Raw genomic sequence first — 25,053 nt, 5'->3', positions numbered from 1 at the left:
CGGAGATCAGGCAATGAGCAACAAACCATTCAGGAATATTTTCGGCCAGATCTGGGGAGGCAGCTTGTCCTCCAGTTCCGGCGGTTCGGAAACGGTGTGCCCGAACGGGCATCCGATGGATCCGAGCTGGACGAGCTGTCCGCGCTGCGACGCCGAAAGCCGCGCGAACGAGCGCACGAGCGAAGCCTCTTCCTCCTACACCTTCGACGGTTCTGATACCAGGAGCTCGACCATGTCATCGCACAAGCACACCGTCATCTCCGGTGACACAACGTCGTCCGACGCTGGCGCCACGCGTGAGGAAAACAGCTACGAAAGCTCGATGTCCAGTCCGTCGCCGAGTCCGCGCCGATCCTCGCGTCGCAAGATCACGGGCGTGCTCGTGACCTTCACGTGGGAGCGCCAGGGCGATCTCTTCGTGCTTTATGAAGGCCGCAACGTCATTGGCAAGGGCACCGTGGAAAGTGAAGGCGGACGGCCGTGCGACGTGCTGCTCTCGATTGACGCCACGATGTCCAACGAGCACGCGCTGATTCTCTGCCGCGCGGGGCGTTACGAGCTGTTCGACAACCGCAGCACCAACGGCACCTACGCGGACGACCAGTTCGTCGAAAGCGCGGGTGTGATGCTAAGAGACGGTGCGCGCATCAAGACCGGCAACACGGTATGGCTGTTCCGCCAGATCGATTCCGGGGACGCGCCCGCGCGTATCCGCGAGGAGCGTCGTGAGGAGCCGCAGCGGCGAGAACCGCCGTCGCGCCGCGAGGCCTCCCAATGGAACGAGGCGCGCGAACCGCATCGCCCGTCGCGTGACGATTCACGAATCGAATAGCTACGGCCATGAGCTTTCGTCAGGGACAGCGCGTAGGACCTTACGTGATCGAGCGCAAGCTGGGCGCGGGCGGCATGGCGAGCGTGTGGCTCGCCTGGGACGAGAGGCGCCGGCAGAACGTCGCGGTCAAGGTGATGGCCGATGCGATCGAGTCCGAAAGTCAGATCGCCGCGCGCTTTCTCGATGAGATCCGGCATCACGCGGTATTGCGACATCCGGGTATCGTCGCGGTGCGCGACGTGTTCAACGCCGGCGGCCAGCCTTGCCTTGTAATGGATCTCGCGCCGGGAGGCTCGCTCGCCACTCTGCTCGACGAACGCCCGGGGCGGCGCCTGCCCGCGGCCGTTGCGCTGCCGCTCATCGGCGAAGTACTGGACGCGCTCGACTATGCGCATCGCCAAGGCATGGTGCATCGGGATGTGAAGCCGTCGAACGTTCTGCTCGATGTCTCGCGACAGCACGCGCTGCTGTCCGATTTCGGCATCGCGCTCGCAACGGGCGAGCGTCGGCGCACACGCGCGGGGCAGTCAGTCGGGACGACCGCGTACATGAGCCCGGAGCAGATCCGCGCGACCGGCACGATCGACTATCGCTCCGATGTCTATAGCGTCGGCTGCGTGCTCTACGAACTGCTCACCGGCAGACCGCCCTTCGTGGTCGAAGGCGGCCGGGACGCCAAAGGCGACGACGACGCGACTGCCCGGGCCACCGTGCTGGGCATGCACCTGAACAAGAAACCGGTGGCGCCGCGAGAGCGCGTGCGTGAGATCCCGCGGCACGTGAGCGATCTCGTCATGCGCGCGCTCGAGAAGGACCCGGCGCGGCGCGTGCCCGGCTGTGCGGAATTCAGGCGACTGCTGTTCGCGCCGCCCGGCTGGCGCGGCCACGTGCGGCAGTGGCTGCGTTCACCGGTCGCGATCGCGGCGGTCTTCGTGCTCGCCATGGCGGCGGTGCTGGGCGCGATGGCCATGAAGAGTGGCTAGGCGAGACACCCAACGGAGAAGCATCACCAGCATTCGTCGATCCGCGTGGTTACGCGAATTTATTCACCTTGAGGTCGGAGTCGTACATCAGGCAGTCAGGCTTAACTGGTAGGGGAAAATCATGATCAGATCGTGCAGCATCGTTTTAATGGGCGCCCTCGTCGCGGGCTGCGCCACACCCGAACAGAATGCAGCGCTCGAATGCGGCGCCGGCGGCGCGGGCGGCGCGTTTCTGATCTGCAAGCTCGCGGGCGGCAGCGACGCGGCCTGCGCGGCTGTGGGCGGGGGCGTCGGCGCGGTCGGCGCCGCGGGCTGCTATGCATGGTCGTCGCATCTGAAGAAGGAGCGCGCGGCACTCGCCGGACACGAGAACGATCTCGACGCGCGACTCTCGTACGCGAGGAGCGTGAACGACACCATGTCGAAGTACAACGATTCGCTACGCCAGAAAGTCGCGGAACTCTCGCAGCATTCTGCCGCCACCGCGCGTCAGATCAGCGTGCAGACCAATGACCAGACGCAACTCACCAGTCAGCGCAAGAAAATCGACGAAGCGCTGAAGGAGGCAAACGCCTCGATCGACGAGCAAAAGCAGACGCTCGCCGACATGCGCAACTTCCAGGCGCAGCACGCGAGCCACTCGGAGAGCCTCGCCGCGGAAATCCGCCGTGAGGAAGCAAACCTGCAAGACACGCAGCGTCAAGCCAGCGCACTTGCGAACCTGAAGCAGAACGTCTGAGCCGCGAACTTTCTCGGTTTCCCGGGACCATGGTCATGAACAGTCCAATCATTACGCGCGGTGCCCACGCTGTGCTGTTCTTCGCTTTCCTGTGCGCGGCGGGCGGCTGCACCATCGCCGACCAGTACGCGGACATCAAGGCGACCGATGGCCGGATCGCGTACAAAACGGATCAGCTCCAGCAGGAAGTGGGCGAGCAGACGCTGCTCCAGACGCAGATGAAGCAGCTAAGCGACGATCTCACCGATAAGAAGCTGACGAGCGATCAGCTCGACGCTCGCCTCGCGCAATTGCAGCGGCAGAACCGGCATCTCGCGAGCGACAACGCGAAAAAGCGCGCGCAGCGCGACGCGCTCGCGGCGGAGCTAGCGCAGGATCGCGCGCAAGTGGCGGCGATCAAGGCGAGTAGCGCGACCGACGAGGCGGCCACGCAAGCGCAGAAACGGCAACTGGATCAGTTGAAGCAACAGATCCATAACCGTCTGCTCGCGCTCGCGCAGGCTGGCTGACGAAGCGATGAACATGACCACGCGCTTCGCCCTGCCGCTCACGTTGCCGATCGCCCTGCTGCTGGTCGGCGCGTGCGAACCTGCACGAAACTCGCCGGACGCGAGCCCGGCATCGGCCGCGCCCGCGCACGACCGCCTGACGAAGGCCTCGCGACTCTATGCCGACGCGCTCGACGCGATCACTGCGCGCTATCTATTCGCGACGAACGATCCGGAACGCGTGACACGCGACGCGCTCGACGCGTATCTCGCTTCGCACGACGCCTATTCGGGTCACCTTACGCGCGACGAATATGCACGCTACCGCGAACTGAACGAAAGCGGCTTCGGCGGCATCGGCATGGGGCTAGAGCGGCTGCGCGACGGCGGTACGATCTGCTATCCCGCTGCGCGCGGCCCCGCCGAACGCGCTGGGATCCGTGACGGTGAGCAGCTCGTCTCGATCGATGGCGCCAGCGTTCGCGGCAAGCCGCTCGCGCTCGTGGCTGCGCTCGCGACCGGGCGCGAGGGCACGCCAGTGGAACTCGTCGTCAGCGGCGCGGACGGCTCGCAGCGGCAGGTGCGCGTGGTGCGAGCGCATCTGGACGAGCCGAGCGTCACGGAATACGACGAAGGCGTGCTGCACGTGCTCAAGATACCGAGCTTCACGAATAGCACGAAGAGTCTTGTCGCGGCGGCGCTCGCTGGCTGGGACAAGGACAAGCCGATCGTCATCGATCTTCGCGGCAGCGGCGGCGGCAGCTTTTTCGGCGCGCTGGATACCGCAATGCTGTTTCTTGGGCAGGGCGCACCGATCGTCACCGTGACCGATCGCACGGGTGCCCACACCTACATGAGCAGACGCGTCGCCGACTTCACGCCACGCCCATTCTTTCTGTGGCAGGACGGGCACACTGCGAGCGCCGCCGAGGTCCTGATCGCCGCGCTCGTCGACAACGGGCTCGCGCTATCGATCGGCGAGCCGAGCGCAGGAAAGGGCACGCGGCAGGACGTCGTCGAGTTGTCCGACGGTTCGGCGCTGATTCTCACCACCGGTTATCTGCGAACGCCGCGCGGCCTCGCGTTCGACCACCGCGGTCTCGCGCCGATGCGCGCGCTCCCGCCCTCGTCCGACACGGCCGCGTACGCGCGCGCCACGCTTGCGAGTCAATGACATGCTAGACACACGGAACAGCCGCGATACGACCGACGCGAGCCTCATCGGCAAGACGATTCGCGACCGCTATGTCATCGTCAGACGGCTCGGCGAAGGCGGCATGGGGCGTGTCTATCTCGCCGAGCTTCAGGGCATGCGCGCCCGACGGTTCGCCGTGAAGCTGCTGCGCCCTGAGCTCACGAACAACGTCCAGTTTCAGCAGCGCTTTCAGGACGAGGCGAAGCATCAGGCGCAGCTCGATCACGAGAACATCGTCGAGATGGTCGATTACTTCGAGCTCGACGGCGACTATTTTCTCGTGCTCGATTTCGTCGACGGCCAGCCTCTTTCCGATCTGCTCGACAGCCAGCCGGGAAAGAAGCTGTCCGAGAAGCAGGCGCTCTCGATCATCACGGGCGTTCTGGCCGGGCTCGACTGCGCGCACCAGAAGGGCATCGTTCATCGCGACGTGAAGCCGTCAAACGTGCTCGTCGATGCGCGAGGCCGCGTGCGCATCACCGATTTCGGGATCGCGTCCGATGCGGCCTGCCTCGCTCGCACCGGCGCGGGCCAGGTGATCGGCACACCGGAATACATGAGCCCCGAGCAACTGAGCGGCAGCGCGACCATCGATCATCGCTCGGATGTGTATTCGGCAGGCGTCGTGCTCTATCAGATGCTGACCGGCCAGTTGCCGTTTCAGGGCGACTCGTTCCAGTCGATCCAGGCGCAGCAGCTCGCGAATGCCGTGCCGAACGCGCGCACGGCCAACCCGAAGATCCCGAAGCGGCTCGCGGAGATCGTGCGCCGCGCGATGCAGAAGAGCCCCGCCGACCGCTATCAGGGCGGGCTGCACTTCATCGCGGCGATCGAAGCCTATCGCCGGCGCAGCGCATGGAAGTACGTGATGCTGTCGGCGTCGTGCGTGCTGGTCGCAGCGGGCATCTACGTCGCGCAGTCGAGGATCGTGAACATGCAGGTGGTGCGCGAGGCCGTGCGCACGGCGGCGCACGACTACGACAACCTGTGCCGCGAGCAGAGATACAAGCAGAAGAATCAGGACGGTCTTGGTACCTCGGAGAAGGCAGGCGACTCCGATCTGATCGAGATGTTCAGGAACAACCTCGTGAAGAACGACGAGAACATGCAGTTAAGCGCGCGCGAATACGGCGACGTGTTCCAGCGCATGACGAAGCTCGAGCAGCGGACGGTGCGCCGCGCGCTTAACGAGGAAGACGCAGATTCCAGCATGGCGGCCGTCCGTCGCGTAGTAGCGGCGGACTATGACGCGTACACCGCACACGGCGCGCTTCCCACCGTTCAGTCGATGGTGCCGCGCTGCGCCACGCTCGGCTACAAGTACGAGCCGACGAATGTGCCGCAGTGACGTTTTCGTTATCGCGATTTCCAGAGGAGCTCGATCATGCCGCAGCAAGTAACGATGGGCGCGATGCTTCAATGCACGTTCGGGGTCACGCCCGCATCGCTGACCGTACTGCCCGAGAACCGCGTGATGGCCGAAGGGCCGCCCGCCGCGACCATTCAGGATCACGTGCCGCTCGTGAACATCGGCACGTTCGGCATGTGCTCGTCGCCGGCGAACCCCGTCGTCATTTCCGCGACGGCGGCCAAGCTGGGCGTGTTCACGCCGATGCCCTGCATCCCCGCGACGGTAACGCCCTGGGTCGCGGGCGCGCCGACGGTGCTCATCGGCGGTATTCCGGCGCTCGACAATGTTTCGCAGTGTATGTGCATATGGGGTGGCGTCGTGACGGTGATCGATCCGGCGACGGTGAAAACCAATGTGCCGTGAGACGCGCGTGGCGTCAGACGATGGCTTGAGCGTTGGCTCGGATATCTGCAAGGAGGCACATCATGGCCCTGAGTACCTTCGATCGGCTTAGGAACCTCCTTGCCGCGTCGTCAGGCTGGCGGTGCGCCAAACATGCGTTCGTCGCTGCGTCACTGCTGACGCTCGCGATGCTCTGCGACGCGGCGCTGCAGGACGCGCGTGCCGCGTGTTCGCCGAATCCGATGCATTGCCAGCAACCTGCGGTGATGCAGCAACATTCGATCATGCAGCAGCCGCAACCGGTGGTGCCGCCGCAGCCGCATCCGATCATGCAGCAGCAGCCGCAACCGGTGATGCCGCCGCAGCCGCGTCCGATCATGCAGCAGCAGCCGCACCCGGTGGTGCCGCCGCAGCCGCGTCCGATCATGCAGCAGCAGCCGTATCCGGTGATGCAGCCGCAGCCGCGTCCGATCATGCAGCAGCAGCCGCACCCGGTGGTGCCGCCGCAGCCGCGTCCGATCATGCAGCAGCCGGTGACGGCAGTTCAGCCGCCCTCGATACCGACCGCTCGTGCGCAGAATCACTCTCCGTCTTTGGCACCTGCGCAACCGCAAGCCGGCGTGCCAGTCGGACACGCGCACCAGTCGCCCAACGTGGCCATCGAGGGCGAATCGGGAATGCCGCTCGGCGCGGCCGCGCGCGAGGCTCCGATGGCGCATACCTTCATGCATTCCGGCGCGGCGCAGATCGCGACGGTGCTCGTGCCAAGTCTGCGAGGGATGAGCATTAAGGCGGCCCAACAACTGCTCGAGGGTCAGCACCTGTCGCTGGCTGTGATGGGTCATCCGGGCGACGGCTTCACGGACGAGATCATCGATCAGAAGCCACCTGCCAATACGCGCGTCGAGCCCGGCACGCGCGTGTCTGTGTACCTGCGGCCTTTTGAGATGCGAGCGCTTGACAAGCCGGAGGTCGCGATCGCACCTGGACAACAGGCGCACGGCATGGAGCGGCTCGATCGGCGGCCCCACAACCTGTCGCCAGGCATCGCGGCGGGCAGCGTCGGCGCGGCGGACCGCACGATGCGGACGCTGGAATACGACAATCCGGGGAGCACGTCGGCTCGGACGGGGTCGGTGTCGTCCTTCCTCGGCGCAGGGAAACCGGCACCGCGGAGCACGAACGGCGGCAGCGTGACGATCGACATCGGCCCGAAGAGCGTAGTCCCGCCGGCCGTTATCGGGATTCAGCCGGCACCCGCGATGCCCGCGCCCGCCGTTGGGGCGCCAATGCCTGTCACGCCGTCCGCGCCGCCTGGGTCACCCGCGGCACTTGCACCCGTCGCGCCGTCCCCGCCAATGGCACCGCCCGCGGCGCTTGCCCCCGTCACGCCGCCCGCACCGCCGGCCTGGGCCGCGTCGCCCGCGACACCGGCCGCGGCAGGCGGCGCGCGGGCTTCGCCCCAAGCCGATGTACCTTCCGGCGCCGATACCCAAAACGAAACGATCATGGCTACCGGCCCGGGACCCGCGGAAGGCGAAGAGTCGAATATTTCGGAACAAGCCGCCGAAGCGCCGCCGCTTGCCAACGCTCAGCCGCCCCTGCAAGGCGAAGCGCCAGGACCGCTGGCGGCCGTGGCGCCGTCGATCACGGCGGCCGTGGCGGCTGCGCCGCCACGGCCCGCGATCGCGCCGTCGACCGCCGCGCCATCCACTTCCCCGCAGAACACCGGAGCGGCCAACGACACCTCGACAGCGACTCGGAGCGAACTCGCCGCGAATAGCGCCGCAAATACGCCCGCGCCATCCGCGGGACCGGGCGAACCCGTCCCACCGCCGTCCGACGATCCCACGCAGGCGGCGTTCGCGTCGGTCGACCGCGCGCTGGAGTCGATGCCACTTGCGACGGCCGTGTTCAACGTGCCGACCGACATTGACGTGGACGAGGATTGCCCCTGCCGCATCGACTTCGTCCTCGACGCGCGACAGAGCGCCGATGCGATCGCGGCGCTCATCAAGCGTCACAATCCCGCGGCGGCAAACTTCCAGCATGACCGCGTGCGCATCTACTACAAAATGGAAGCGAGCCTGACGGCGCAGCCGGACGATTTCAGCATCGATCCCGGCCCGGAGAAGCCATACCGGCAAGCGGTCAGCGAAACCAAGCCCACCACATGGACGTGGTACGTGACGCCGAAGAGGTGGGGCGTGCATCGCATGCGACTCGCGCTCTATGCCCTGATTCCGATCGAAGGTAAGCAGAGTCCCGTGCTCGTCCAGACGTTCGACAAGAACATGACCGTCACGGTGACGCCGTGGAGTCTCGTGCGACGCTTCGTCCTCGAGAACTGGAAATGGCTGTTGGTCACGCTGCTGATTCCGCTTGGGCAGGTCGCCTGGAAAAATCGTAGGCGTCTGCAACCGAGCGTGAACACGGCGTCGGTCCGGCCGCCCAGACACCATCATCGGCATCATGCGCCGATGCATCGGCACGGCGGCAGGAAGTGAGTTTTGCGGTGCGCCGGGGCCAAGGTTGGGCTCACCGTCCGGACAGCATCGAAGCTCGGTGGGCACGCGCGCAACATGCGCCAAGACTGCAGTTATGCTCGCCTCGACTTGTCCGCCTGGAGCCGGCTCGCGATCAACTGGATCAGATAAATAGCGAACTCGGGCTCCTGATAGTAGAACCGGATAGCGTCTGGTGCAGAGACCGTCCTCATCTCGCAGTCGGTCTTGCATATGGCCGTGGACGTGCGACGATGCTGGGGCGAAAAGAGCCCGATCTCACCAAGCACCGTGCCCGCACCGATGTCGATGCCAAGCTCGCTCAATCTGATGGTGCCCTTCTCGACGTAGAAGAGCTCGGTGCTGGTGTCGCCCTGGCGAAACAGGACCTGCCCCGAGCGAAAGTGCTGGCTCTTCATGGTGGCGAGCAGTCTGCCCACCGCAAGGTGGCCATTGATCGCCTTGTCGACCTGCGCGTCGCGGATCCTTTCCATGCGCGCCGCAACGATGCTCGCTTCACCACGGCTAGAAACGTTCAGCGCTTTGAAAATGGTCGTGAGGTGCGTTTTGACGGTCGCCTCCGAGACATCGAGTTGTCGCGCGATCACCTTGTTGGAGCGCCCTCGCGCGAGCAGCGCCAGCACTTCGATTTGTCGCGGCGTAAGGTGCAGATGCGGATCGGGGTAAGGTAGGCCTCGCGGAGCGCCGGCGTCGGCCTCGCGAGCCGCGAGCGGCTCGTGCAAGCTTGCAGCAACCAACGAGCGGGGAAGATAAACACCACCTGCGAAGGCGAGGCGCAACGCGCTGAAGAGGAGTTCGGACGAGGCCGATTTCTCCACGCAACCTGAAACGCCCGCCGCGATCAATTCGTCAACTTGCTGGCGTTGCGCGTTGCTCAAGAGGACAATTACCGGCGTGGTTCGAGAATGACGCCGCGCGGCTTCCAACTCATCGCTCGCCAGGCGCAGACAGTCGCCGTCCATGACGACACAGTCCGGCTTGCGATCGTTTGGCCAACTCGTAGTCAGGCAATTCGAGGCGAGCACTTCGCCATCCTGAGCGAATCCGCGCAGCAGCACCTCGACGCCTTCCCGAAAGAGTCCCGACGGTCCGGTGAGCAAGATATACATGCTGTTTCGTCTCGCAATTATTCCGCCGCGCCCCCGCTCGCGGCGGGTCTTGCCAGGCAATGGCGATTGACCGAAGCGATTTCGGGGAAGCGTGTGTCGCGCGCGCTTGCCCGGCGGACGTGGGAGCCGCAAGGACAGGCGCTGCCCTCTGGGTCTTCGCCCATCAAAAGGTCGTTGTCGGGCCGCCTCGGTGGCTATGATAGGAGGAAAAAACTGTGTTCTGCAAATGCCTAATCTAGTTGCAATCAGCCTGCGACCTGGGTTGTCGGCAGTGTGGGAGCGATGTTTCGGACAATCGCCCTCAAGTCATTCGACTTAATCTGCAAACGCTCACGCGCTTGTCCAAAGTCTCGCGCGCACCGCTCGTCTTCATCTCCACCAAGGAGAAGCTTCTTCGCCAGTGGGCGAAATCGACGAGCAGGGAGAGATGGAGTCGACCGCGCAGGCTAACGGAACCGCGCGGCGGGATCGAAGCCAGTTGTCGATCGGTTCCACTCGAAGCGAAAAGCTCGACGATGTCGACCTTCTTGTCGCCGGATGATCGATGAAATTCCTTTCTGCAGCGCGGAGCGCCTGCATTTTCTGTCTCAACGAGAGCGCCAATTCGATGAGTGCATAACATCTCTCGCGTAGACAATTCCCTGGGTCGAGAGATTGACAGTGGATTACGAATCGACGATTGGACTGGCTATTTCAAAATGCGCGCGCACTTACCCATGGCCCGACCGTCGCGTCCGTACCCGGATTAGGAACGGTTCTTTCGCAAGGGGTCGTGACCAGAGCGCGAAGATTTCGCTGTCTTCAAAATTTTCGTCGGTCAGAGCGGCAACGACTGGGGGTCCGTACGGCTCGCCACCTTGTCCTATGCGCCACATAGACCTGTCATAAATGACGGCCTGTTCCGGGGCGATGTCGGGATGCCGGGCGTAGCGGACTTCCCGCCCGGGTTGCAGCTCTCGAACCACCCATTCCGCGACGGCCCCGGTGCCTCCCTCTGCAATCAATCGATCCAGCAATTCGAAAATCTCGTTTGTCGATCCAAGATCAAGGTGCCGATTGCTTGAGCCGTCGGTGGAGTCAAAGTCCTTGGGATCCATGAAAAGTATCTCCGTAATCCAATTTTCGTTTGCCTCAGGCCCGGCTCCAATGACACATTCATTAGGCTTTGAAGCCATCTTCGCTCAATTTCCGATGCATGATGGCATCTGCGTCCTGATCGGCACGCTTCTCGAGGTCGTTACGAACGCTTTGATCGCCCTCCAAACCGTCCAATTGCGAAGTTTCGCCGCGTTGAAATTGCACCGCATGCGCGATCTCGTGCTGGAGAGTGTGCTGCCCTTGAGGAGTATCGAGGTCGACCGCCGAATGAACGAAGATGTCGCTTCCTCCGTTTTCGCTGGGCGTGCAGAACGCCGCAGCGTTCATCGCGTCGCAATACGCATTGCTCTGTTGCCCCTGTATCAGAGAAACGGAGTTTAGACCCTCGGCGTGATACGTCTGCGCAGCTGCCAGCGTCTCTCGGGGTAGCGGGCGCGCGCCTGTACGCAGGAACGTCGGTGTTTCGCCAGCTGCCATTCTCAACAAGCCGTTCGCCCTGCCACCGGTACTGCTCCCGGCCGCAACCTCCTGCTCGATCCACCCTTTTCGCTGAGCTGGAGGTGTGACGGAGGGATTGGCTATACCCGCCGATCGATAGTACTGTATAGAACCGGAAGCCACCGTCCCCGTTTGGGGTCCGTTGACCAGCAGGTCCGTCGTGGCCGCAAAGCCCCACTTGAAGGGATTGATATAATCGGACCCACTGAAGTCGGCTACTCCATTTACCGTTGCCTCTACGATCAGTGGCGCCTGGAACCTGTCGTAAGCGTTGGTCATAGTGGTCGTTGACGTCCCGACGGTCGTCGTGGCTGTCGTCGCTTGTTCTGTCGTAGTGGTCGAAGTTCCCGCTTCTGTACCGACAGACACTTCGCCACCTTCCTTCGCATCACCTGATTTGCCACCTGTAGTTACCTTGGCCGAATCCGTCGTCGACGTAGAAGTTTGTTCGGTTGTCGTAGCGGATCCTCCAGACTGCCGGGCCGACGTTCCGGTTCCGCCGCCTCCCAGCAGATCTTCCTTGCCCATACGGTAGGCAAGGTCCAACGCATATTCAAACCTGTCGTTTCGGTAAATTCTATATGTTGACTGCGCGGGTTAAGGTTAGCTCCGACGGATTTATCGATTGCCTGTCCGACGTGGGTGCGGAAGTCTGCGTTGTTGGCGTTACCGCCAGCGGACTGATAAGCCAGGTTTTGAATCAAACCGATGATCGATTCGATATTGGGCCCGTCGACATTTTCGATAACCAGCGTACCTGGAATTGGCTTTGCAGGTGTTCCACTCCGGGCACTGCTATCCGCAGTCTGGCGCAATACGCCTGCTTTGGATCCGCTCTTAGGGGAAAGCTCTGACGACGGCTTAGCCAAGACGCTGTCATGCCCGGGTCTTTTCAGCGAACCTGTAACTTTTGGCGAAGATGGAGAGGCAAGGAACCGCTGTACGTATTGATTGCCGTATCGTTTCTGCAGAAAGAGCAAGAAGCGGTGCCCTTCGGATAAGGTACGGGAAGCGATGCCATGCGGGTCCTGCGCGCCCGTTCGGCCTGCGGTAGCGGCGGATCTCGTCAGCATGGCTGGCGTACTTTCCGGCGCCGCGTGTGCTTTATCAAAGTGTCGCTGTGCGTCTGTCGCGGTGCGCGACGTGAGAGTCCTTTCTGCTTCATCGTGTGTCATTGCGACTTCTCCTGTACCATGCGTCGCGACGTCTTTCGCGGTGTTTGCCTTGTTCATCGAGTGATGAATCTCGACGGTCTTGATCATCTCAAGGCGCAGACATTCGACACCTCTAGCCAGTCAAATCGATGACCGGACAATTGCAGATAACCGGTTGTCAGCATCTACGATTCGCGTTATCGCCTCCGAACAGCGGAAATGCAATATATACTACATAAATGACGTCAGTCCTCTGTCCGCGCCGTCGTCAATGCGATGCATGGAAACACTTCATAAATGGCGGGACACCCGATCATTCTCCTTTACGCCTCCATGCATGCGCCTTGACGGTCCATTAAGTAAATCGAACGAAATGGCCGGTTTTAAATTCCCGCGTGTGTCGACTTCCCTCCCGTGGCCGCGCTCCGCATCTCGCGCCTACGCTTCGCTTTTGCCAACGACGTGGCCTATTTGCCGCTTCTGCGGCGAGCCTTTCTCCTCTTTTTGCGCTTCTTCATCAGATGCGGCATCACCTTCTCCAAGTACTGTCTCGCATCGCCGCGCGTGGAAACTCGACTGACGCGCTGGTTTTGCCGTCCAGACGATCCCACACGCGAGTACGCACAAACCTCGGCCACCACGTTTAAAAATTTCGCTCGGCTCTGCGTTCTACCGTTAAGCATTCGGCTTCGAGACTCCCCCGTCACGCCTCGACTCATCGAGTTCGCTTTGGGAGCCACTAGCACGAAGCGAGTGTCGCCTCTTACTGCAGACTCAAGGGGATATCAATTTTTCCGCGATGTCTTCGCAAGCTTTGCAACAATGCGCGACGTCAGCCCGTGAAAGTCCTTTATTCATGTGCTAATCCAATGTCGATCCACCTTTATCCAAAGCGACCGCGGCGCTCGAGTCGAGACGATGCGAAAAGACCGGGCAGATTCGCGCCCGACACGGCTTTTTGTGCCAGCCAAAACGGATGAACAGGAGGCACTTATGTTGGCAACGAAAATCGGGCTCGTCGACATGACGGGCACAGTCAATACTCAAACGATGGCCGCGGTGGCCGCGGCACTAAATGTACAGGTCACGCGGGACTTGCCGAAATACTGGCCGGTCAGTGCCTCGGTCTCATATCTGGCCGATCCAAAAAAGATCCCCCAGGGCGTATGGCCCGTCCAGCTCGTCAAGAGCCTGCCTGCGGGCGAAGGGGGCTTTCATATGACTCGCCATAACCAGCCCTACGCGAAAGTGATCGTCACACCGGGCAGCGAAGAATGGGCAGTCGATGCAAGTCACGAAACCATCGAAATGCTTGTCGATCCGAATGGTAACCGGCTACAGACCTCCAACTCCATAGAGATCGCAAACGACCGGATCCAGGATGGCACGGGTCGATTCGAATATCTAGTTGAGGCCTGCGACCCATGTGAAGCCGACGCTTACACCTACATGATCGACGGAATCGCGGTATCCGACTTCATTACGCCGCACTTTTATGACCCCACTGTCACCCCGGACGCCCGGTACAGTTTCACGGGAGCAGTCAAGCATCCGAGACAGGTTTTGCCGGGTGGCTACATCAGCTGGATAGATCCGACAACCAACGAGATGCAGCAGATTCTCTGGGTTGATCCGAATCAACCACCCGTCCTGCGCAATCTCGGACCGGCAACAGGAGGAAGCTTGCGTCTTTTCATTGAGTGCCAGACGTACCACAAGAGCCGAGAGAAACGCGAGGCATTGAAGCCGGAGGTCAAAGCAAGAAGAGCAGCCTATCGGGAAGCGCTATCCACTGCGGCCACGGCGCGCGCGACTCACTATAAGTAAGGCACCGTGAGGGAGCTCCGAATGGTCGGGCAGCGCCTGTCCCGCAGGGGCGGCCCCACATCATGCTGCTGTCCGGCATCGACGTCACGAGGGTGAACTCCTTGGCGCGGTGCCGGACAGATCTCTGTTCTGCAGCAAGTCGCGGACAATTGAGACAGGTCCGTCTCGAGCGCGCATGGCCAGGCGCCCAACAGGCGAAAAGTAATTTGGCAGGCCACCGCTGCCTGTTTCGCTGGCGCGTCGTTCGGTTTTGCGTCAGTGGCAAACACTGCAGACAGGAGTGACGCCAGGTCCTTTCCGACCCCACCTGGCGCGTGCGACTGCCACGTGCATATCATCGGCCCGCAAAGCCGCGATCCGATGTTGACTGATCGCGACTACACCCCTCCCGAAGCGAGTGTGACCGCGGTGCGCGTACACCCTCGCTCAGCTTGGACTGTCGCGCGTCGTTCTGATCCAGCCGAGCTTCTACGGCGCGGACAATGCATGCCTCGTCGATGCGCTGCAGGTACTCGGCGACATGGCGCGAGGGACTGCGGTGATCGATCCATCGGCGCCCGATGAAATGCTCGACGCGCTGGCATCCAACAGGGTCAAAGGGGCGCGCGTCAATCTGGCTCGATCGATCAACAGGACCCCGCTGCGGCCCGCGGGTTGCTGACTTCGCTCGCACGCCGCATCGGGCCGCTTGGATGGCACTTAGAGATTTACGCAGCGTCACAGGTGATCGCGGCATCAGAACCGGTACTTGATCCGGACCTGGCCGCCATTCTCGACCTCGTGTGCGGCAACCGTGCCGTCATACTCCAGACGCACATCGAGACGTTTAGTCGTATAGACCTCTACCCCAGCGGAAAACTTGCCTGCAACGTGCGCATTGGTGAGCGTATTGGTGAAGCTGCCGAAACCCGGAGCAGCGGCGAACGAGGCGTTGGTCGTGTAGCTATTGCCTGCAATGAAGCTCACCCCGGCGCCGACATAAGCGTCGACTGTCGCTGAGCCTATCTGCGCGCGCGTCCCGATCCGCAGATTCGGCGTGCCGGTCGCAATGACGCTGTTCGCACCATTCACCTTCAGGTTGAGCGCGCCCGCACCGCTCTCCGTGTAGCCCGGGAGATTGATGTAGTTCAGGTCGCCGTCGAGCGCCGGCTCCAGGTAGAAACGGCCGAACGGAATCTGATAGGCCGCGCGCATGTGCATTCCGAGATTGAACGAATTGGGCGAGGCGGTCGCCACCGCATTGGCGCTCGGGATCACGCGCGAGCTGTTCAACCAGCCGTAGCTGGCGTCCACCGCACCGCTGAAAGTCCACGGCCCGACCTCGTGCTTGAGCGCGACGACGCCAAGAAGCGCATTGCCGTTGGCGCTCGTCAGATTGTCGTTGCCTGTGAAGCGGTCGGTCTCGTAGCCGATGGCGCCACCGAGGAACCAGCCGGGCTGCAGCTGGACCTGCCCGCCGACCTTCATCGTCGTACCTTGCCAGCCGAAACCCGGGAACGAAGCGTCGGCGCTGCGGTTTTCCCACATCCCCGTGGCGCGGAACCACATGCAGGAGCCCTGCTTTCTGACGGTGGTGTCGTCGTCGCCGAACTCTGGACAACTGAAGACGGAGCGCGAGAATGCCTGGCTGGACTGGTAGCGCGCAGCGGCAACGCCGAGCAACTCCTGGCCGGAAACGGCGGTCAGCGTCTGGGCATAGCCCGCCGTGCTACCGGCGCTACCGAAGGCTCCGAAGATGGGTGCAAAGGTAGGATCGGCACTGTTCCACAACCGGTCCAGGTTGGCTGCGACACTCTGCTGAGTGGCCGAAGCCCCCTTGCTCGCATCGACGAAGTCCGCATCGGTCTTGATCGCGACGGTGTTGCCCTGCACCAGCGGCGTGAAGCGGTAGACCGGCGTGGAAGAACCCGCGAGCGCCGTATCCGGCCGAATTCCGCCGGCCGCCGACAGTACGGTGCTCGTGCTCTTCAGATAGCTCACCGGATCGGCCTGCACCTTGCCGGCAAGCGCGGCGGTACCCGTGATGTTGAGCAGATCGGACCGCTTGTTGGCCGGATCGATCTGTACGTTCAGCGTGCCCGTCGAACTCTGCACGAGATTGCCGGTGAGAACCGTATTGCCGATCGACTTCGCGCCGCCGACTTTCAGCGTACCGGCGTTGTTCACCGTGCCGCCTCCGACGTTCAGCGTGGCCGGTGTGTCGATAACGCCACCGGGCAGATTGTTGACAACGCTCTTGTTGGTGCCACCAGGGACGTCGATGTCACCGATGATAGTGCCGGAGTTGTTGACCGTGGTGGTAGCGGACCCCTCGCCCCACAGCATGGGGTCCACCAGGATCGCGTATTTGCCTAAGGTCTGGATGGTCCCCTGGTTGGTGATGACGTTGTTATTGCCGCCAAATAGACGGACGGCGGCAGCGTCGCGGAACTCCGGGTCCTCCGCCCACTTCAGGCCCGTCGCGAAATTGGGATCGGTCGTGCCGCCTATGACTTTCGACCCGGGCGCCAGGTGGATTGAGATTTCCCCGCCTTTCTGGCCGTCGCTCTGCGCGAGGATGCCAGCGGACCCGACGCCTGTGGCCATGACCGTGTCGTTATTCCTGACGTTGACGGCGACCATGCCGCCCACGCCGGCGCCACCCGCGCTGCCACGTATCACATCATGCACCGGGCCGACGATGCTTGAGGGGTTGTTTGAGGCCACCAGACCACCGCCACCGCCGATCGATTGCGCGAAGATCGCCGGCGCGTACCGGCCGGTCGTCACGACCTTCCCGCCGTTTGCCAGGATGACGTTGACGGTGCCCCCATTGCCGCTGTTGGCAAATACCGTGCCGCTTGCAATGACATCGTAGTAGTTCGGGGCGGACGGGTCGCCGGCAAAGCCCCCGCCACCGCCGATCGATTGTGCGACGATCCCATACGCACCGTCGCCGGTGGTAGAGACAGTGTTGTTGGTGTCCACGACAAGAACGTTGCCACCATTGCCGCTCGCGCCCCCGGCGCCAACGAGCGTGCTCGTGTTGATCTGTCCGCCCACTACGAACCCGCCCCCGCCGCCGATCGACTGCGCGACGATACCGTGCGCGTCAAGTCCGCTCGTCGTCACGTTGCCTTGCGTGTTGACAGTGACGCCGCCGCCATTCCCCGAACTGCCGTTCTGACCGCCGAAGCTCAGTGTCACACCGTAGATGTCGGCGATCCGTCCCTGCGGATTCTGGACGGCTTTGGAAGGATCGAATGTCTCATCGCTGCTCGCGGTCGTCACGACACCGCCGCCGCCTCCGATACTTTGCGCGAGGATGCCGACGCTGTGCTTGCCAAGTGTCGTGACCGTGCCGCCGTTGTCGACGTTCACGTCGCCGCCATTCCCGGCGCCTCCGCCATTGCCGCCCACGGCGATCGACAGGCTTTTCAGCGAACCGCTGACCGCCCCCGACATCGCGCCGTTGCCGCCCCCGCCGCCTACGCTCTGCGCGTACACGCCGAACGCTTCCACCCCCTGCGTCTCGACTGCGCCATTTGCCTTCTGCACGACACTCACCGCCCCGCCCGAGCCCGCCGCGCCACCGCTGCCGCCCACGGCGACCGCGGCCTGCACCTTCGAATCATTGTTCGACTTGCCGACCGAACTCGCCGCACCGCCGCTGCCGCCGCCGCCGCCAACGCTCTGCGCGAAGATGCCGTGGGATTGCGCGCCATAGGTGCCGATCGCGCCGGTGTTGCTGGCGTTCACCGCGCCGCCCAGGCCACCCGCGCCGCCGCTGCCGCCGACCGCCACGCCGACGCTGATCTGGTTCACGGTGCCCAGAACTTTCGATACCCCATCCGGCTGAGTGAGGAGCTTTTCCAGATCACCATAAGTCGCTTTGATTTTTTCGCCGAGCACTCCGACCTGCAGGATGTTGTTGCCCAGGTTCTGCACATTCTGGTTGAGGCCGAGGCCCTGACCCAGAATGCCAAACAGCGTCTGGGCGTTGGAGATCGTGTCGAGGCCGCCGCTGCCGCCCGCGGCCGCCGCGCCCTTGCCGCCTTTGCCCCCGCCGCCGCCGACGCTTTGCGCGAAGATGCCGGTCGAGGCCGCGCCGCGGGTGACGATGTTGCCGTTGTTGATCGTCGTCACCGTGTTGCCGTCGCCGCCGACGCCACCCTTGCCGCCAACACCCACGGCGATAGCATCCTTGCCGCCGCTGGCCGCAGCGGTACCACCGCCGCCTGCGCCGCCGCCGCCGCCCACGCTCTGGGCGAACACGGCATCGGCGCCGTCGCCGCGCGTCGCGATCGAACCGTCGTTGGTCAGGCCGACCGTGCCGCCCGTCCCCCCGGTTCCACCCGTTCCGCCCACCGCGATTGACGCGCTGAAGCTGGCTTTGGCGTTAGCCGCCGTTGCCGAGGCATCTCCCGTTCCGCCATTGCCGCCGCCACCGCCAATTGACTGTGCGAACACGCCGTGGGCGTCCTGGCCCAGGGTTGCGATGAGCCCTGAGTTTTCGAGGTTGACGGCGCCGCCCGTGCCGCCGCTGCCGCCGCTGCCTCCGAGAGCCACGGAGACCGACAGGGACGACCCCTTGGCAGGCGACGCGGAGTAGGACGCGGCGGTTGCGTCGCCGCCCGTACCACCGCCGCCACCGACGGACTGCGCGAAAACGCCGGTCGCGCTGTCGCCCGCAGTGGTGATCAGGCCGGAATTATCAAGCGTGACATTGCCGCCGGTGTTGCCGGTCCCGCCGGCGCCGCCGATAGCGGCGCTGACACTGATCGAAGGAATATTTGGGCTGGCCGATGCGGCAACGGCACGCGCCGTGGCGCTGCCGCCGGAGCCGCCGCCGCCGCCGATGCTTTGCAGCACGACACCTTCGGCGTCCGAACCATACGTAACGACCTGCCCCGTGTTGGTCAGCGACACCGCGCCGGCCGCGCCGCCTCCGCCGCCTTGTCCGCCGATGGCAACCGAGCTCGACAGCGGGCCGCCGACGGTGAACGCTGTAGCGTTGCCGCCATTGCCGCCACCGCCGCCGATCGACTGAGCCTTGATACCGGCTGCGTGGTCGCCGTAGGTCGTGACGAGTGCGGCGTTGTCAACGGTGACCTGGCCGCCCGCGCCGCCACCGTGGGCATCACCGCCGATCACCATGGTGATCAGCCCCCCGCCGCTCGACGTCGCGCTGCCGGCATTGCCGCCGGAGCCGCCAATGCTTTGCGCAAGGATGCCGGCTCCACCGCTCTGGTCGAGGCTGCCAAACACGCTGTTCTGGCCCAGCGCGAGTTTCACCGCGCCGCCATTGCCGCCCTGGCCGCCGTTGCCGCCGATCTCGAAGCCCGCGCCAGCGGTGAGGCCGCTGGCGTCGCCGCCGCTTCCGCCGCCACCGCCGATGCTTTGCGCGATCAGCGGGATGCTGCCTACGCCTGATTGACTGCCGACCGTGACAAAGGCGTGGTTCGAGTTCACCGTGACCACGCCGCCATCGCCGCCCGCGGCACCGGCACCGCCCGTGCCGGCCAGCGCGAAGCTGACACTACCTCCATTGCCCCCGCCGCCTCCGACACTTTGCACCAACGCGCCATGTGTATATGGGCCGTTCGTTTTAATTGTCGCCGTGTTGGTCGCGTCTCCAAGGGTCAGCGAAGCGCTCCCGCCAGCGCCTGCCTTACCACCATCACCGCCTTCACCCACGACAGTGCTCTGGGCGCCGTCACCGATGCCGCCGGCGCCTCCATTGGCCTGCACCAGCACCCCCTCACCCCCGATCAACCCGGCAGCAGACTGCCCGGCCGGAACATTCGCGGTGTAGTCGATGGAACCAAGGACGGTGGCGCTGGCGCTACCGGCAATTCCGCCGTTGCCGCCCACACCACCCTCATTGCGGAATGAGCCGTCGATGGCAGTGCCACCGCCCCCGCCCGCTCCGCCATTCGCCTTGGCGGTTACGCCGCTGCCCGGCTGATACCGACTGTTCGCCGGTTGCATCTGATCGGAGAACACGATCTGGCCACCGCTGCCGAGTTCCGCGCTCGCTGTGCCGCCGTTACCTCCGTTGCCGCCGGTCCCGCCAAAACTGCCACTTCCACCGTACGCGCCACCAGCGCTGCCGCCCGTGCCGCCATCGGCGTCGGCCTGCATCGGAAAGATCTGGCCTGCCGGGGTGCTGACGGTCAGACTGCCGTTCTGAAAGGCGAGCGTCGCGGTACCGCCGGCGCCGCCGTTGCCGCCCTTGCCTCCATGGCCTTCTACAACCAAATCGCCCGGAGTGGGCGAGTTGCCACCTACCCCGCCGGTCCCGCCCAGCGCGGACGCTCGCAGGCCGACACCATAGAACTGAATGCTGCCGGAGGCATTAAGCGCTGCCTGACCACCCCGCCCCCCTGCTCCGCCGTAGAGCGGCTCCGTACCTTGGGCATTGGACACGGCACCCACTCCGCCGGTACCGCCATTGGCTTCCACGTCGAGCGCAACTTCCGGAAGGACACCTTTCGGGTCGGGACCAACCGTGCCGCTAAACTGCACGGAGACCGCGCCGCCATTGCCTGCCGCCCCGCCGTTTCCCGTGTGGGCGGAGCCATTGGCGTCATAACCGCCCTGTCCGCCGGCACCACCATCACCACCGTCGACGGACCATCCCGCTCCCATCGTGGGGCTGATGAAGGTCGGCGCGAATCCCCCCTTCACCGTAATTCCGCTGTTGACACTGTTAAAGGAACCACCCGACTGACCAGCGAAGCCATCCTGGCCCACTCCGTTCCAAGAGCCGTCGTCGGCGCCTTTGCATCCCGCCTGCCCCGCGGCGTTCAGGTAGTACTGGGGAAGCGGCGCTGCGCCAAACGACTGATTGGAAAAGTTGGTCTGTGCCGGCGCCACAGGCAGCGCCGGGTCGGCGCTGCTGTTGCACTGGGCTCGTACAGCGACCGGAACAAACAGCGCGGCAAGCGACGTTACGGCAGACGCCAACGCAACCACCGTCCGACGCTTGCGGCCGCAGCAATCCTCAAAGCAAAGCGCCGACGTCAATGTCCGCGCAGACTCACAATGCGATGAATGCTTGAATATGTACACGATCTTCCTCATTCGGTTCTGTCGCAATAACAGGTGCAACTGGTTGCAGTCTTTTGAAAAAGACATCGAATCTGTCTGCGAGTCGCACAGAGACTGGTTTTACTGGCGACCCGGCTCGATCGGACAAAATCCGATTTCTGGACACGACGAATGACCGCAAGCCCGCACTGGCAAGTGATGCCTACGAAATTGAGCGCTGCCCAGGAGATTGATTAATTTCTAACTTTCGCCGGAATATTTCGGCGGAGGTTTTCCAACTTGATTAAGGCCGGCAAAATGGGCTGATCCGTTCATCCTCAAGCGCCTTTTTCGAAGCCCACTCGGATTCATCGTCGGCGGCTGCAAATGCAACACCACCTGGTCCCACGCGGATCTGATCAGACATGGGGCAATTAGCGGAAGCCGCTCCGCCATAAGCCTTGCATGGTCACATAATCATGAAACTTAAAAGCGACTTAATATGGTTAAATGTTTTCATAATAAATCTCACGATCCAGCGTGACGAGGCACCCAATACGCGTTTAAAAAGACCCCAATCCGTTGCGCTTAGGTTGCATAGTGCGCGTGATAACTTAGATAACCATTAGTAGGAGGGAACATCAGGTGCCGCTAGCCGGGCTTTGTTCAATGGAACAAAAATGCGAATATCGAGGAGCTGAAGAGCGCGGCGCGAATTTCGAGCCTGAGACTGCGCTTCCACGACGGGCGTTGCGCTATGGCAAGCCGGTTGGTGTTCTACGGTGACCGGGCGAACGTGTTCTGCTGAACATCGGCCGGCAAGACCGGCAACGGCGTAATGTTTACGAAAGTATGGATTAGCACGATTCGATATGTGAATAGCTGCTTGCTGAGCGACGCAGAACTATGCTTTTCTTCGGGGGTCTCCGATCATCACAAGTGCTCCGAAGAAGAATATTTGGAGATTGCTTTATTTCCGCCAACAAGAGCCCGGAAAATTGACATCGCCGTCGTACGGGAACGTAGCCGAAACGCGCGGTCACCCCTCGGGCGATTCGCCGAGCGTCACAGTCCAGCCGAGGCCGCGCACGTTGCGAATCACAGACTGCCCGAACTTCTTGCGTACACCGTGGATCAGCACGTCGACCGCGTTGCTCTCGACTTCCTTGCCCCAACCATAAAGCTTCCCCTCGAGCTGATCTCGCGAAAGGATAGTGCCGGGGCGCTCAAGGAACGCGAACATCAATGCGAATTCGCGCGCCGACAGAACGGATGACACCCCGTTGCAGCATAGAGTTCGTTTGTCGAGATCGAGGTTCAACGTGTCATTGCCTAGACGCGACGACGCAAAGCCTGCCCTGCGACGCAACACAGCACGAATCCGCGCGAGCAGTTCGGGCAGGTGGAAGGGCTTGAGAACGTAGTCGTCAGCGCCGAAATCGAGCCCTTGGACCCGGGCGTCAAGGTCGTCACGTGCGGTCAGGATCAGTATGGGTACCTTGCTCCCCTTCTCACGCGCCGCCTTCAGCAATTCGATGCCGCCCATGCCGGGCAAACCAAGATCGAGCAAGACCAGCGTATATTCAACGGCAGCGATGGCCGCGCTGCCGGCATTGCCGTCGCGGACCCAGTCGACGCTGTACTCCGCATCCTGAAGCGCGCGCAGCAAACTTTGACCGATCTGCAGGTCGTCTTCGACTATGAGCACTCGCATAGTGCAATCTCCACGGCAATGGAGCGTTGTCGTTGGGCGCAAGGCAAGGAACATACTTCCGCAGGCGCGTTTCTCGCCTGAGCAATTTGCGATTCATGCGTAATGCGCCGGTTTTTCTCAACAGTTCGGAAGCTTCGCATCAGGCGAATTAGCTCTCCGCGGGAAGAACTTTCTGAACCACTCAAGAATGCCGGAACTGATGAAGCTGTATCGCCCCGGATTTCCACAGGTGGCTGAACACTCACTATCCTCGGAATCGACGGGCAGTAAATACACATTAAGCATGTTGTCCCTCTCGCGTAGGCGACGATCTTGCGCTAGGGATTCCCTCGCAATAACTCCCGGAAACCACTCTGCACCGGCGCTTTCAGCCCGCCAATCCGCAATCTTCGTCTCAGGAAATATTTTAGGTCCTAAGAATGAGATTGGAATGAGAACCGACGGAAGGGCCTTTCCTCGGGCCTATTAAATGGGGTCGGTCGCGATGCACGGCTGCGGATGAAGTCAGGCGTATTCGATCCATTTCCATTGGATCGACAGATGTACTGTAAAGGGTTGCGATAATCCTTAGAACATCTCCAAAGCGCTTGCCGCAAGTCGCTACTGCGATCGCACTGATCGCAGGCATCACCAAAAGAGCTGCAAGCAACTCGCTGCTCAGAGAAGGCTACCTGACAGGAACGTAGTCACAATGCCAGTATGTACGGTGCCTATTTGATGAGAATTAGCGTTACGCCGCTTCCCGACCGAAACCCGTGACCGGGTGCCATTCAGGGCCCACTCTCCTACATAGTGCCGCGCGCCGGGAGAACGATTGTAGCGATCAGACCACTGTGTCCATCGCTGCGGTTTGCAAGCGAAATAGAACCCCGGTACTTCGCCACGACCGATTTGACGATCGAAAGCCCGAGACCACTACCTTCCGAATCCTCCGCACGCAGACGGAAGAAGCGATCAAACACCCGGTCCAGGGACGCTTCCGGAATGCCCGGTCCGTTGTCGGTCACGCGCACCACCAAGTCGTCGGCGCTTCGGAACAGATCGATGTCGACGGTTCCGCCGGCAGGCGTATAGCGCAGTGCGTTCTCAAGCAGATTGCGCACGGCCATACGCAATTCTCCTTCACGCGCTTCAACTTGCGCGCTCTCGAACCTCCCTACACCAAGATCGATCGAGCGTGCGTCTGCAACCGGCAGAAAATCCGCGACGAGCTTCTGAACCAACTGGGACAGATCCACTGTCTCGATTGCTGTCAGATCGAGCTGTGCATCAGCTCGCGCTAGCGAGAGAAGCTGTCGGATCATCGTCGACGCTCGAGCGATGGCCTCGCGCAATTCGCGCAGACGCTCGGAGCGTGCCGCCTCGTCGGGAGCGTTGACGAGGTTGTCGACGCGGAGCTGCATCGCAGCGATAGGCGTGCGCAACTCGTGCGCGGCATCGGCGACAAATCGTTTCTCAGCGTCGATACCAACCTGAAGCCGGGCAATCATCCGATTGACCGAAGCCGCGAACGGTCGTACCTCGTCCGGCACGCCCGATATATCGAGAGGCTCGAGATGCCGAATGCCGACTAACTCCGACTGCGCCGCTGCACGCGACAGCGACGCGAACGCCGCGTTGACGACAAAGGGAATAGCGAGCCAGACGAGTGGAATCAGGATCAGCGTGGGTATCAGGCTTTCGAGCGCGGCATGCCTTGCTGTTTCTTCGCGGAACGCCACCGGCTGTCCGACCTGGTACGTGTACTGGCCGTCGGCCTTTCTTAACGTGTAAATGCGATAGGCATGCCCGCCGATACTCTCGATCGAATATCCGTCCGGCGCATTGCGATCGAATAGCAGCTCCGGATCGGTATTATCCGTTGGCGCCGCGTCGCCGCTCCTCCAGATTTGCCCGACAAAGCCGTCGACGGAGTGCTGCGGCGGACCGTGTGAGCCTATCGCGCCGACGTTGCCGGCGGACAGCCAGATAGCGGCGCCCTGTAAGTGCACGTCGAGCAGTTCGCCGATGTGCTTGCGCGACAGCCAATACGACGTATATGCATCGATGAGACCGACTGCCGTGACCAGTACGATCAACGTTACAGTAATCTGGTTTTTCAACGAGCTCATGCGGTCGAGTTCAGCG

At 62.7% G+C, this 25,053-nt stretch carries 17 protein-coding genes and 1 pseudogene; 11 read left to right on the top strand and 7 right to left on the bottom strand.

The window, feature by feature from the left end:
• Nucleotides 1–13 precede the first annotated feature (13 nt).
• The 8 genes from AB3X95_RS18575 to AB3X95_RS18540 all read left to right on the top strand — a co-directional run bounded on the left by AB3X95_RS18575 (nt 14) and on the right by AB3X95_RS18540 (nt 8,497).
• Nucleotides 14–832 carry an FHA domain-containing protein gene (locus tag AB3X95_RS18575; RefSeq protein WP_368622146.1) on the top strand — a complete coding sequence of 273 codons (819 nt, stop codon included), beginning with the start codon at nt 14–16 and terminating at the stop codon, nt 830–832.
• Between the two features lie 8 nt (nt 833–840).
• Nucleotides 841–1,815, top strand: a complete 975-nt coding sequence (locus AB3X95_RS18570; RefSeq protein WP_368622145.1) for a serine/threonine-protein kinase — start codon at nt 841–843, stop codon at nt 1,813–1,815.
• Nucleotides 1,816–1,936: 121 nt separating this feature from the next.
• A complete protein-coding gene (locus AB3X95_RS18565; protein WP_368622144.1) occupies nt 1,937–2,554 on the top strand; it encodes a hypothetical protein in 618 nt (205 codons plus the stop codon).
• Nucleotides 2,555–2,589: 35 nt separating this feature from the next.
• A complete protein-coding gene (locus AB3X95_RS18560; protein WP_368622143.1) occupies nt 2,590–3,063 on the top strand; it encodes a hypothetical protein in 474 nt (157 codons plus the stop codon).
• 13 nt (nt 3,064–3,076) lie between these two features.
• Complete coding sequence (locus tag AB3X95_RS18555; protein ID WP_368622142.1) at nt 3,077–4,216, top strand: S41 family peptidase; 1,140 nt, start codon at nt 3,077–3,079, stop codon at nt 4,214–4,216.
• Nucleotide 4,217: 1 nt separating this feature from the next.
• Nucleotides 4,218–5,585, top strand: coding sequence for a serine/threonine-protein kinase (locus tag AB3X95_RS18550; protein ID WP_368622141.1), 1,368 nt, complete (start codon nt 4,218–4,220; stop codon nt 5,583–5,585).
• Nucleotides 5,586–5,621: 36 nt separating this feature from the next.
• A complete protein-coding gene (locus tag AB3X95_RS18545) occupies nt 5,622–6,011 on the top strand; it encodes a DUF4280 domain-containing protein (protein WP_368622140.1) in 390 nt (129 codons plus the stop codon).
• A 62-nt stretch (nt 6,012–6,073) separates the two neighbouring features.
• Nucleotides 6,074–8,497, top strand: coding sequence for a PASTA domain-containing protein (locus AB3X95_RS18540; protein ID WP_368622139.1), 2,424 nt, complete (start codon nt 6,074–6,076; stop codon nt 8,495–8,497).
• Nucleotides 8,498–8,589: 92 nt separating this feature from the next.
• Here the strand turns inward: AB3X95_RS18540 and AB3X95_RS18535 are convergent, their stop codons facing one another.
• On the bottom strand, nt 8,590–9,624 hold the full coding sequence (locus tag AB3X95_RS18535; RefSeq protein WP_368622138.1) for a LuxR C-terminal-related transcriptional regulator: 1,035 nt from the start codon (nt 9,622–9,624) through the stop codon (nt 8,590–8,592).
• A gap of 400 nt (nt 9,625–10,024) precedes the next feature.
• Between AB3X95_RS18535 and AB3X95_RS18530 the strand changes: the two genes are divergently transcribed.
• Complete coding sequence (locus tag AB3X95_RS18530; RefSeq protein WP_368622137.1) at nt 10,025–10,165, top strand: hypothetical protein; 141 nt, start codon at nt 10,025–10,027, stop codon at nt 10,163–10,165.
• A 169-nt stretch (nt 10,166–10,334) separates the two neighbouring features.
• On the opposite strand, the gene AB3X95_RS18525 is transcribed toward AB3X95_RS18530, so the two are convergent.
• The 3 genes from AB3X95_RS18525 to AB3X95_RS18515 all read right to left on the bottom strand — a co-directional run bounded on the left by AB3X95_RS18525 (nt 10,335) and on the right by AB3X95_RS18515 (nt 12,482).
• A complete protein-coding gene (locus AB3X95_RS18525) occupies nt 10,335–10,721 on the bottom strand; it encodes a hypothetical protein (protein ID WP_368622136.1) in 387 nt (128 codons plus the stop codon).
• 61 nt (nt 10,722–10,782) lie between these two features.
• Nucleotides 10,783–11,499 carry a DUF4157 domain-containing protein gene (locus tag AB3X95_RS18520; protein ID WP_368622135.1) on the bottom strand — a complete coding sequence of 239 codons (717 nt, stop codon included), beginning with the start codon at nt 11,497–11,499 and terminating at the stop codon, nt 10,783–10,785.
• A 131-nt stretch (nt 11,500–11,630) separates the two neighbouring features.
• Nucleotides 11,631–12,482 (bottom strand): hypothetical protein, encoded by an 852-nt coding sequence (locus tag AB3X95_RS18515; protein ID WP_368622134.1) that lies wholly within the window; start codon nt 12,480–12,482, stop codon nt 11,631–11,633.
• 885 nt (nt 12,483–13,367) lie between these two features.
• Here AB3X95_RS18515 and AB3X95_RS18510 point away from each other — a divergent pair.
• Together AB3X95_RS18510 and AB3X95_RS18505 are read left to right on the top strand one after the other, a co-directional pair.
• Nucleotides 13,368–14,201, top strand: a complete 834-nt coding sequence (locus AB3X95_RS18510; RefSeq protein ID WP_368622133.1) for a hypothetical protein — start codon at nt 13,368–13,370, stop codon at nt 14,199–14,201.
• 427 nt (nt 14,202–14,628) lie between these two features.
• Nucleotides 14,629–14,862: pseudogene (locus AB3X95_RS18505) on the top strand (amidohydrolase family protein); the annotation flags it as partial.
• Between the two features lie 74 nt (nt 14,863–14,936).
• Here AB3X95_RS18505 and AB3X95_RS18500 read toward each other — a convergent pair.
• The 3 genes from AB3X95_RS18500 to AB3X95_RS18490 all read right to left on the bottom strand — a co-directional run bounded on the left by AB3X95_RS18500 (nt 14,937) and on the right by AB3X95_RS18490 (nt 25,037).
• Complete coding sequence (locus AB3X95_RS18500) at nt 14,937–21,320, bottom strand: autotransporter outer membrane beta-barrel domain-containing protein (RefSeq protein WP_368622132.1); 6,384 nt, start codon at nt 21,318–21,320, stop codon at nt 14,937–14,939.
• A 931-nt stretch (nt 21,321–22,251) separates the two neighbouring features.
• On the bottom strand, nt 22,252–22,926 hold the full coding sequence (locus AB3X95_RS18495; protein WP_176122228.1) for a response regulator transcription factor: 675 nt from the start codon (nt 22,924–22,926) through the stop codon (nt 22,252–22,254).
• A gap of 785 nt (nt 22,927–23,711) precedes the next feature.
• Nucleotides 23,712–25,037: an ATP-binding protein gene (locus tag AB3X95_RS18490; RefSeq protein ID WP_018437516.1), complete on the bottom strand. Its 1,326-nt coding sequence runs from the start codon at nt 25,035–25,037 to the stop codon at nt 23,712–23,714.
• Between the last annotated feature and the right edge of the window lie 16 nt (nt 25,038–25,053).

Source organism: Paraburkholderia sp. BR13444, from assembly GCF_040948755.1.
Taxonomy (GTDB): domain Bacteria; phylum Pseudomonadota; class Gammaproteobacteria; order Burkholderiales; family Burkholderiaceae; genus Paraburkholderia; species Paraburkholderia youngii.
Note: the sequence above shows the minus strand (reverse complement) of the source record. Positions and strands in the feature narration are given on the sequence as shown.

Excerpts from the sequence above, each read along its gene's own strand:
- AB3X95_RS18520 (WP_368622135.1), bottom strand. The coding sequence starts at position 11,499 with ATGACCAACGCTTACGACAGGTTCCAGGCGCCACTGATCGTAGAGGCA.
- AB3X95_RS18540 (WP_368622139.1), top strand. The coding sequence starts at position 6,074 with ATGGCCCTGAGTACCTTCGATCGGCTTAGGAACCTCCTTGCCGCGTCG.
- AB3X95_RS18495 (WP_176122228.1), bottom strand. The coding sequence starts at position 22,926 with ATGCGAGTGCTCATAGTCGAAGACGACCTGCAGATCGGTCAAAGTTTG.
- AB3X95_RS18525 (WP_368622136.1), bottom strand. The coding sequence starts at position 10,721 with ATGGATCCCAAGGACTTTGACTCCACCGACGGCTCAAGCAATCGGCAC.
- AB3X95_RS18560 (WP_368622143.1), top strand. The coding sequence starts at position 2,590 with ATGAACAGTCCAATCATTACGCGCGGTGCCCACGCTGTGCTGTTCTTC.
- AB3X95_RS18555 (WP_368622142.1), top strand. The coding sequence starts at position 3,077 with ATGACCACGCGCTTCGCCCTGCCGCTCACGTTGCCGATCGCCCTGCTG.
- AB3X95_RS18490 (WP_018437516.1), bottom strand. The coding sequence starts at position 25,037 with ATGAGCTCGTTGAAAAACCAGATTACTGTAACGTTGATCGTACTGGTC.
- AB3X95_RS18550 (WP_368622141.1), top strand. The coding sequence starts at position 4,218 with ATGCTAGACACACGGAACAGCCGCGATACGACCGACGCGAGCCTCATC.
- AB3X95_RS18575 (WP_368622146.1), top strand. The coding sequence starts at position 14 with ATGAGCAACAAACCATTCAGGAATATTTTCGGCCAGATCTGGGGAGGC.
- AB3X95_RS18545 (WP_368622140.1), top strand. The coding sequence starts at position 5,622 with ATGCCGCAGCAAGTAACGATGGGCGCGATGCTTCAATGCACGTTCGGG.
- AB3X95_RS18570 (WP_368622145.1), top strand. The coding sequence starts at position 841 with ATGAGCTTTCGTCAGGGACAGCGCGTAGGACCTTACGTGATCGAGCGC.
- AB3X95_RS18500 (WP_368622132.1), bottom strand. The coding sequence starts at position 21,320 with ATGTCTTTTTCAAAAGACTGCAACCAGTTGCACCTGTTATTGCGACAG.
- AB3X95_RS18535 (WP_368622138.1), bottom strand. The coding sequence starts at position 9,624 with ATGTATATCTTGCTCACCGGACCGTCGGGACTCTTTCGGGAAGGCGTC.
- AB3X95_RS18515 (WP_368622134.1), bottom strand. The coding sequence starts at position 12,482 with ATGATCAAGACCGTCGAGATTCATCACTCGATGAACAAGGCAAACACC.
- AB3X95_RS18510 (WP_368622133.1), top strand. The coding sequence starts at position 13,368 with ATGTTGGCAACGAAAATCGGGCTCGTCGACATGACGGGCACAGTCAAT.
- AB3X95_RS18565 (WP_368622144.1), top strand. The coding sequence starts at position 1,937 with ATGATCAGATCGTGCAGCATCGTTTTAATGGGCGCCCTCGTCGCGGGC.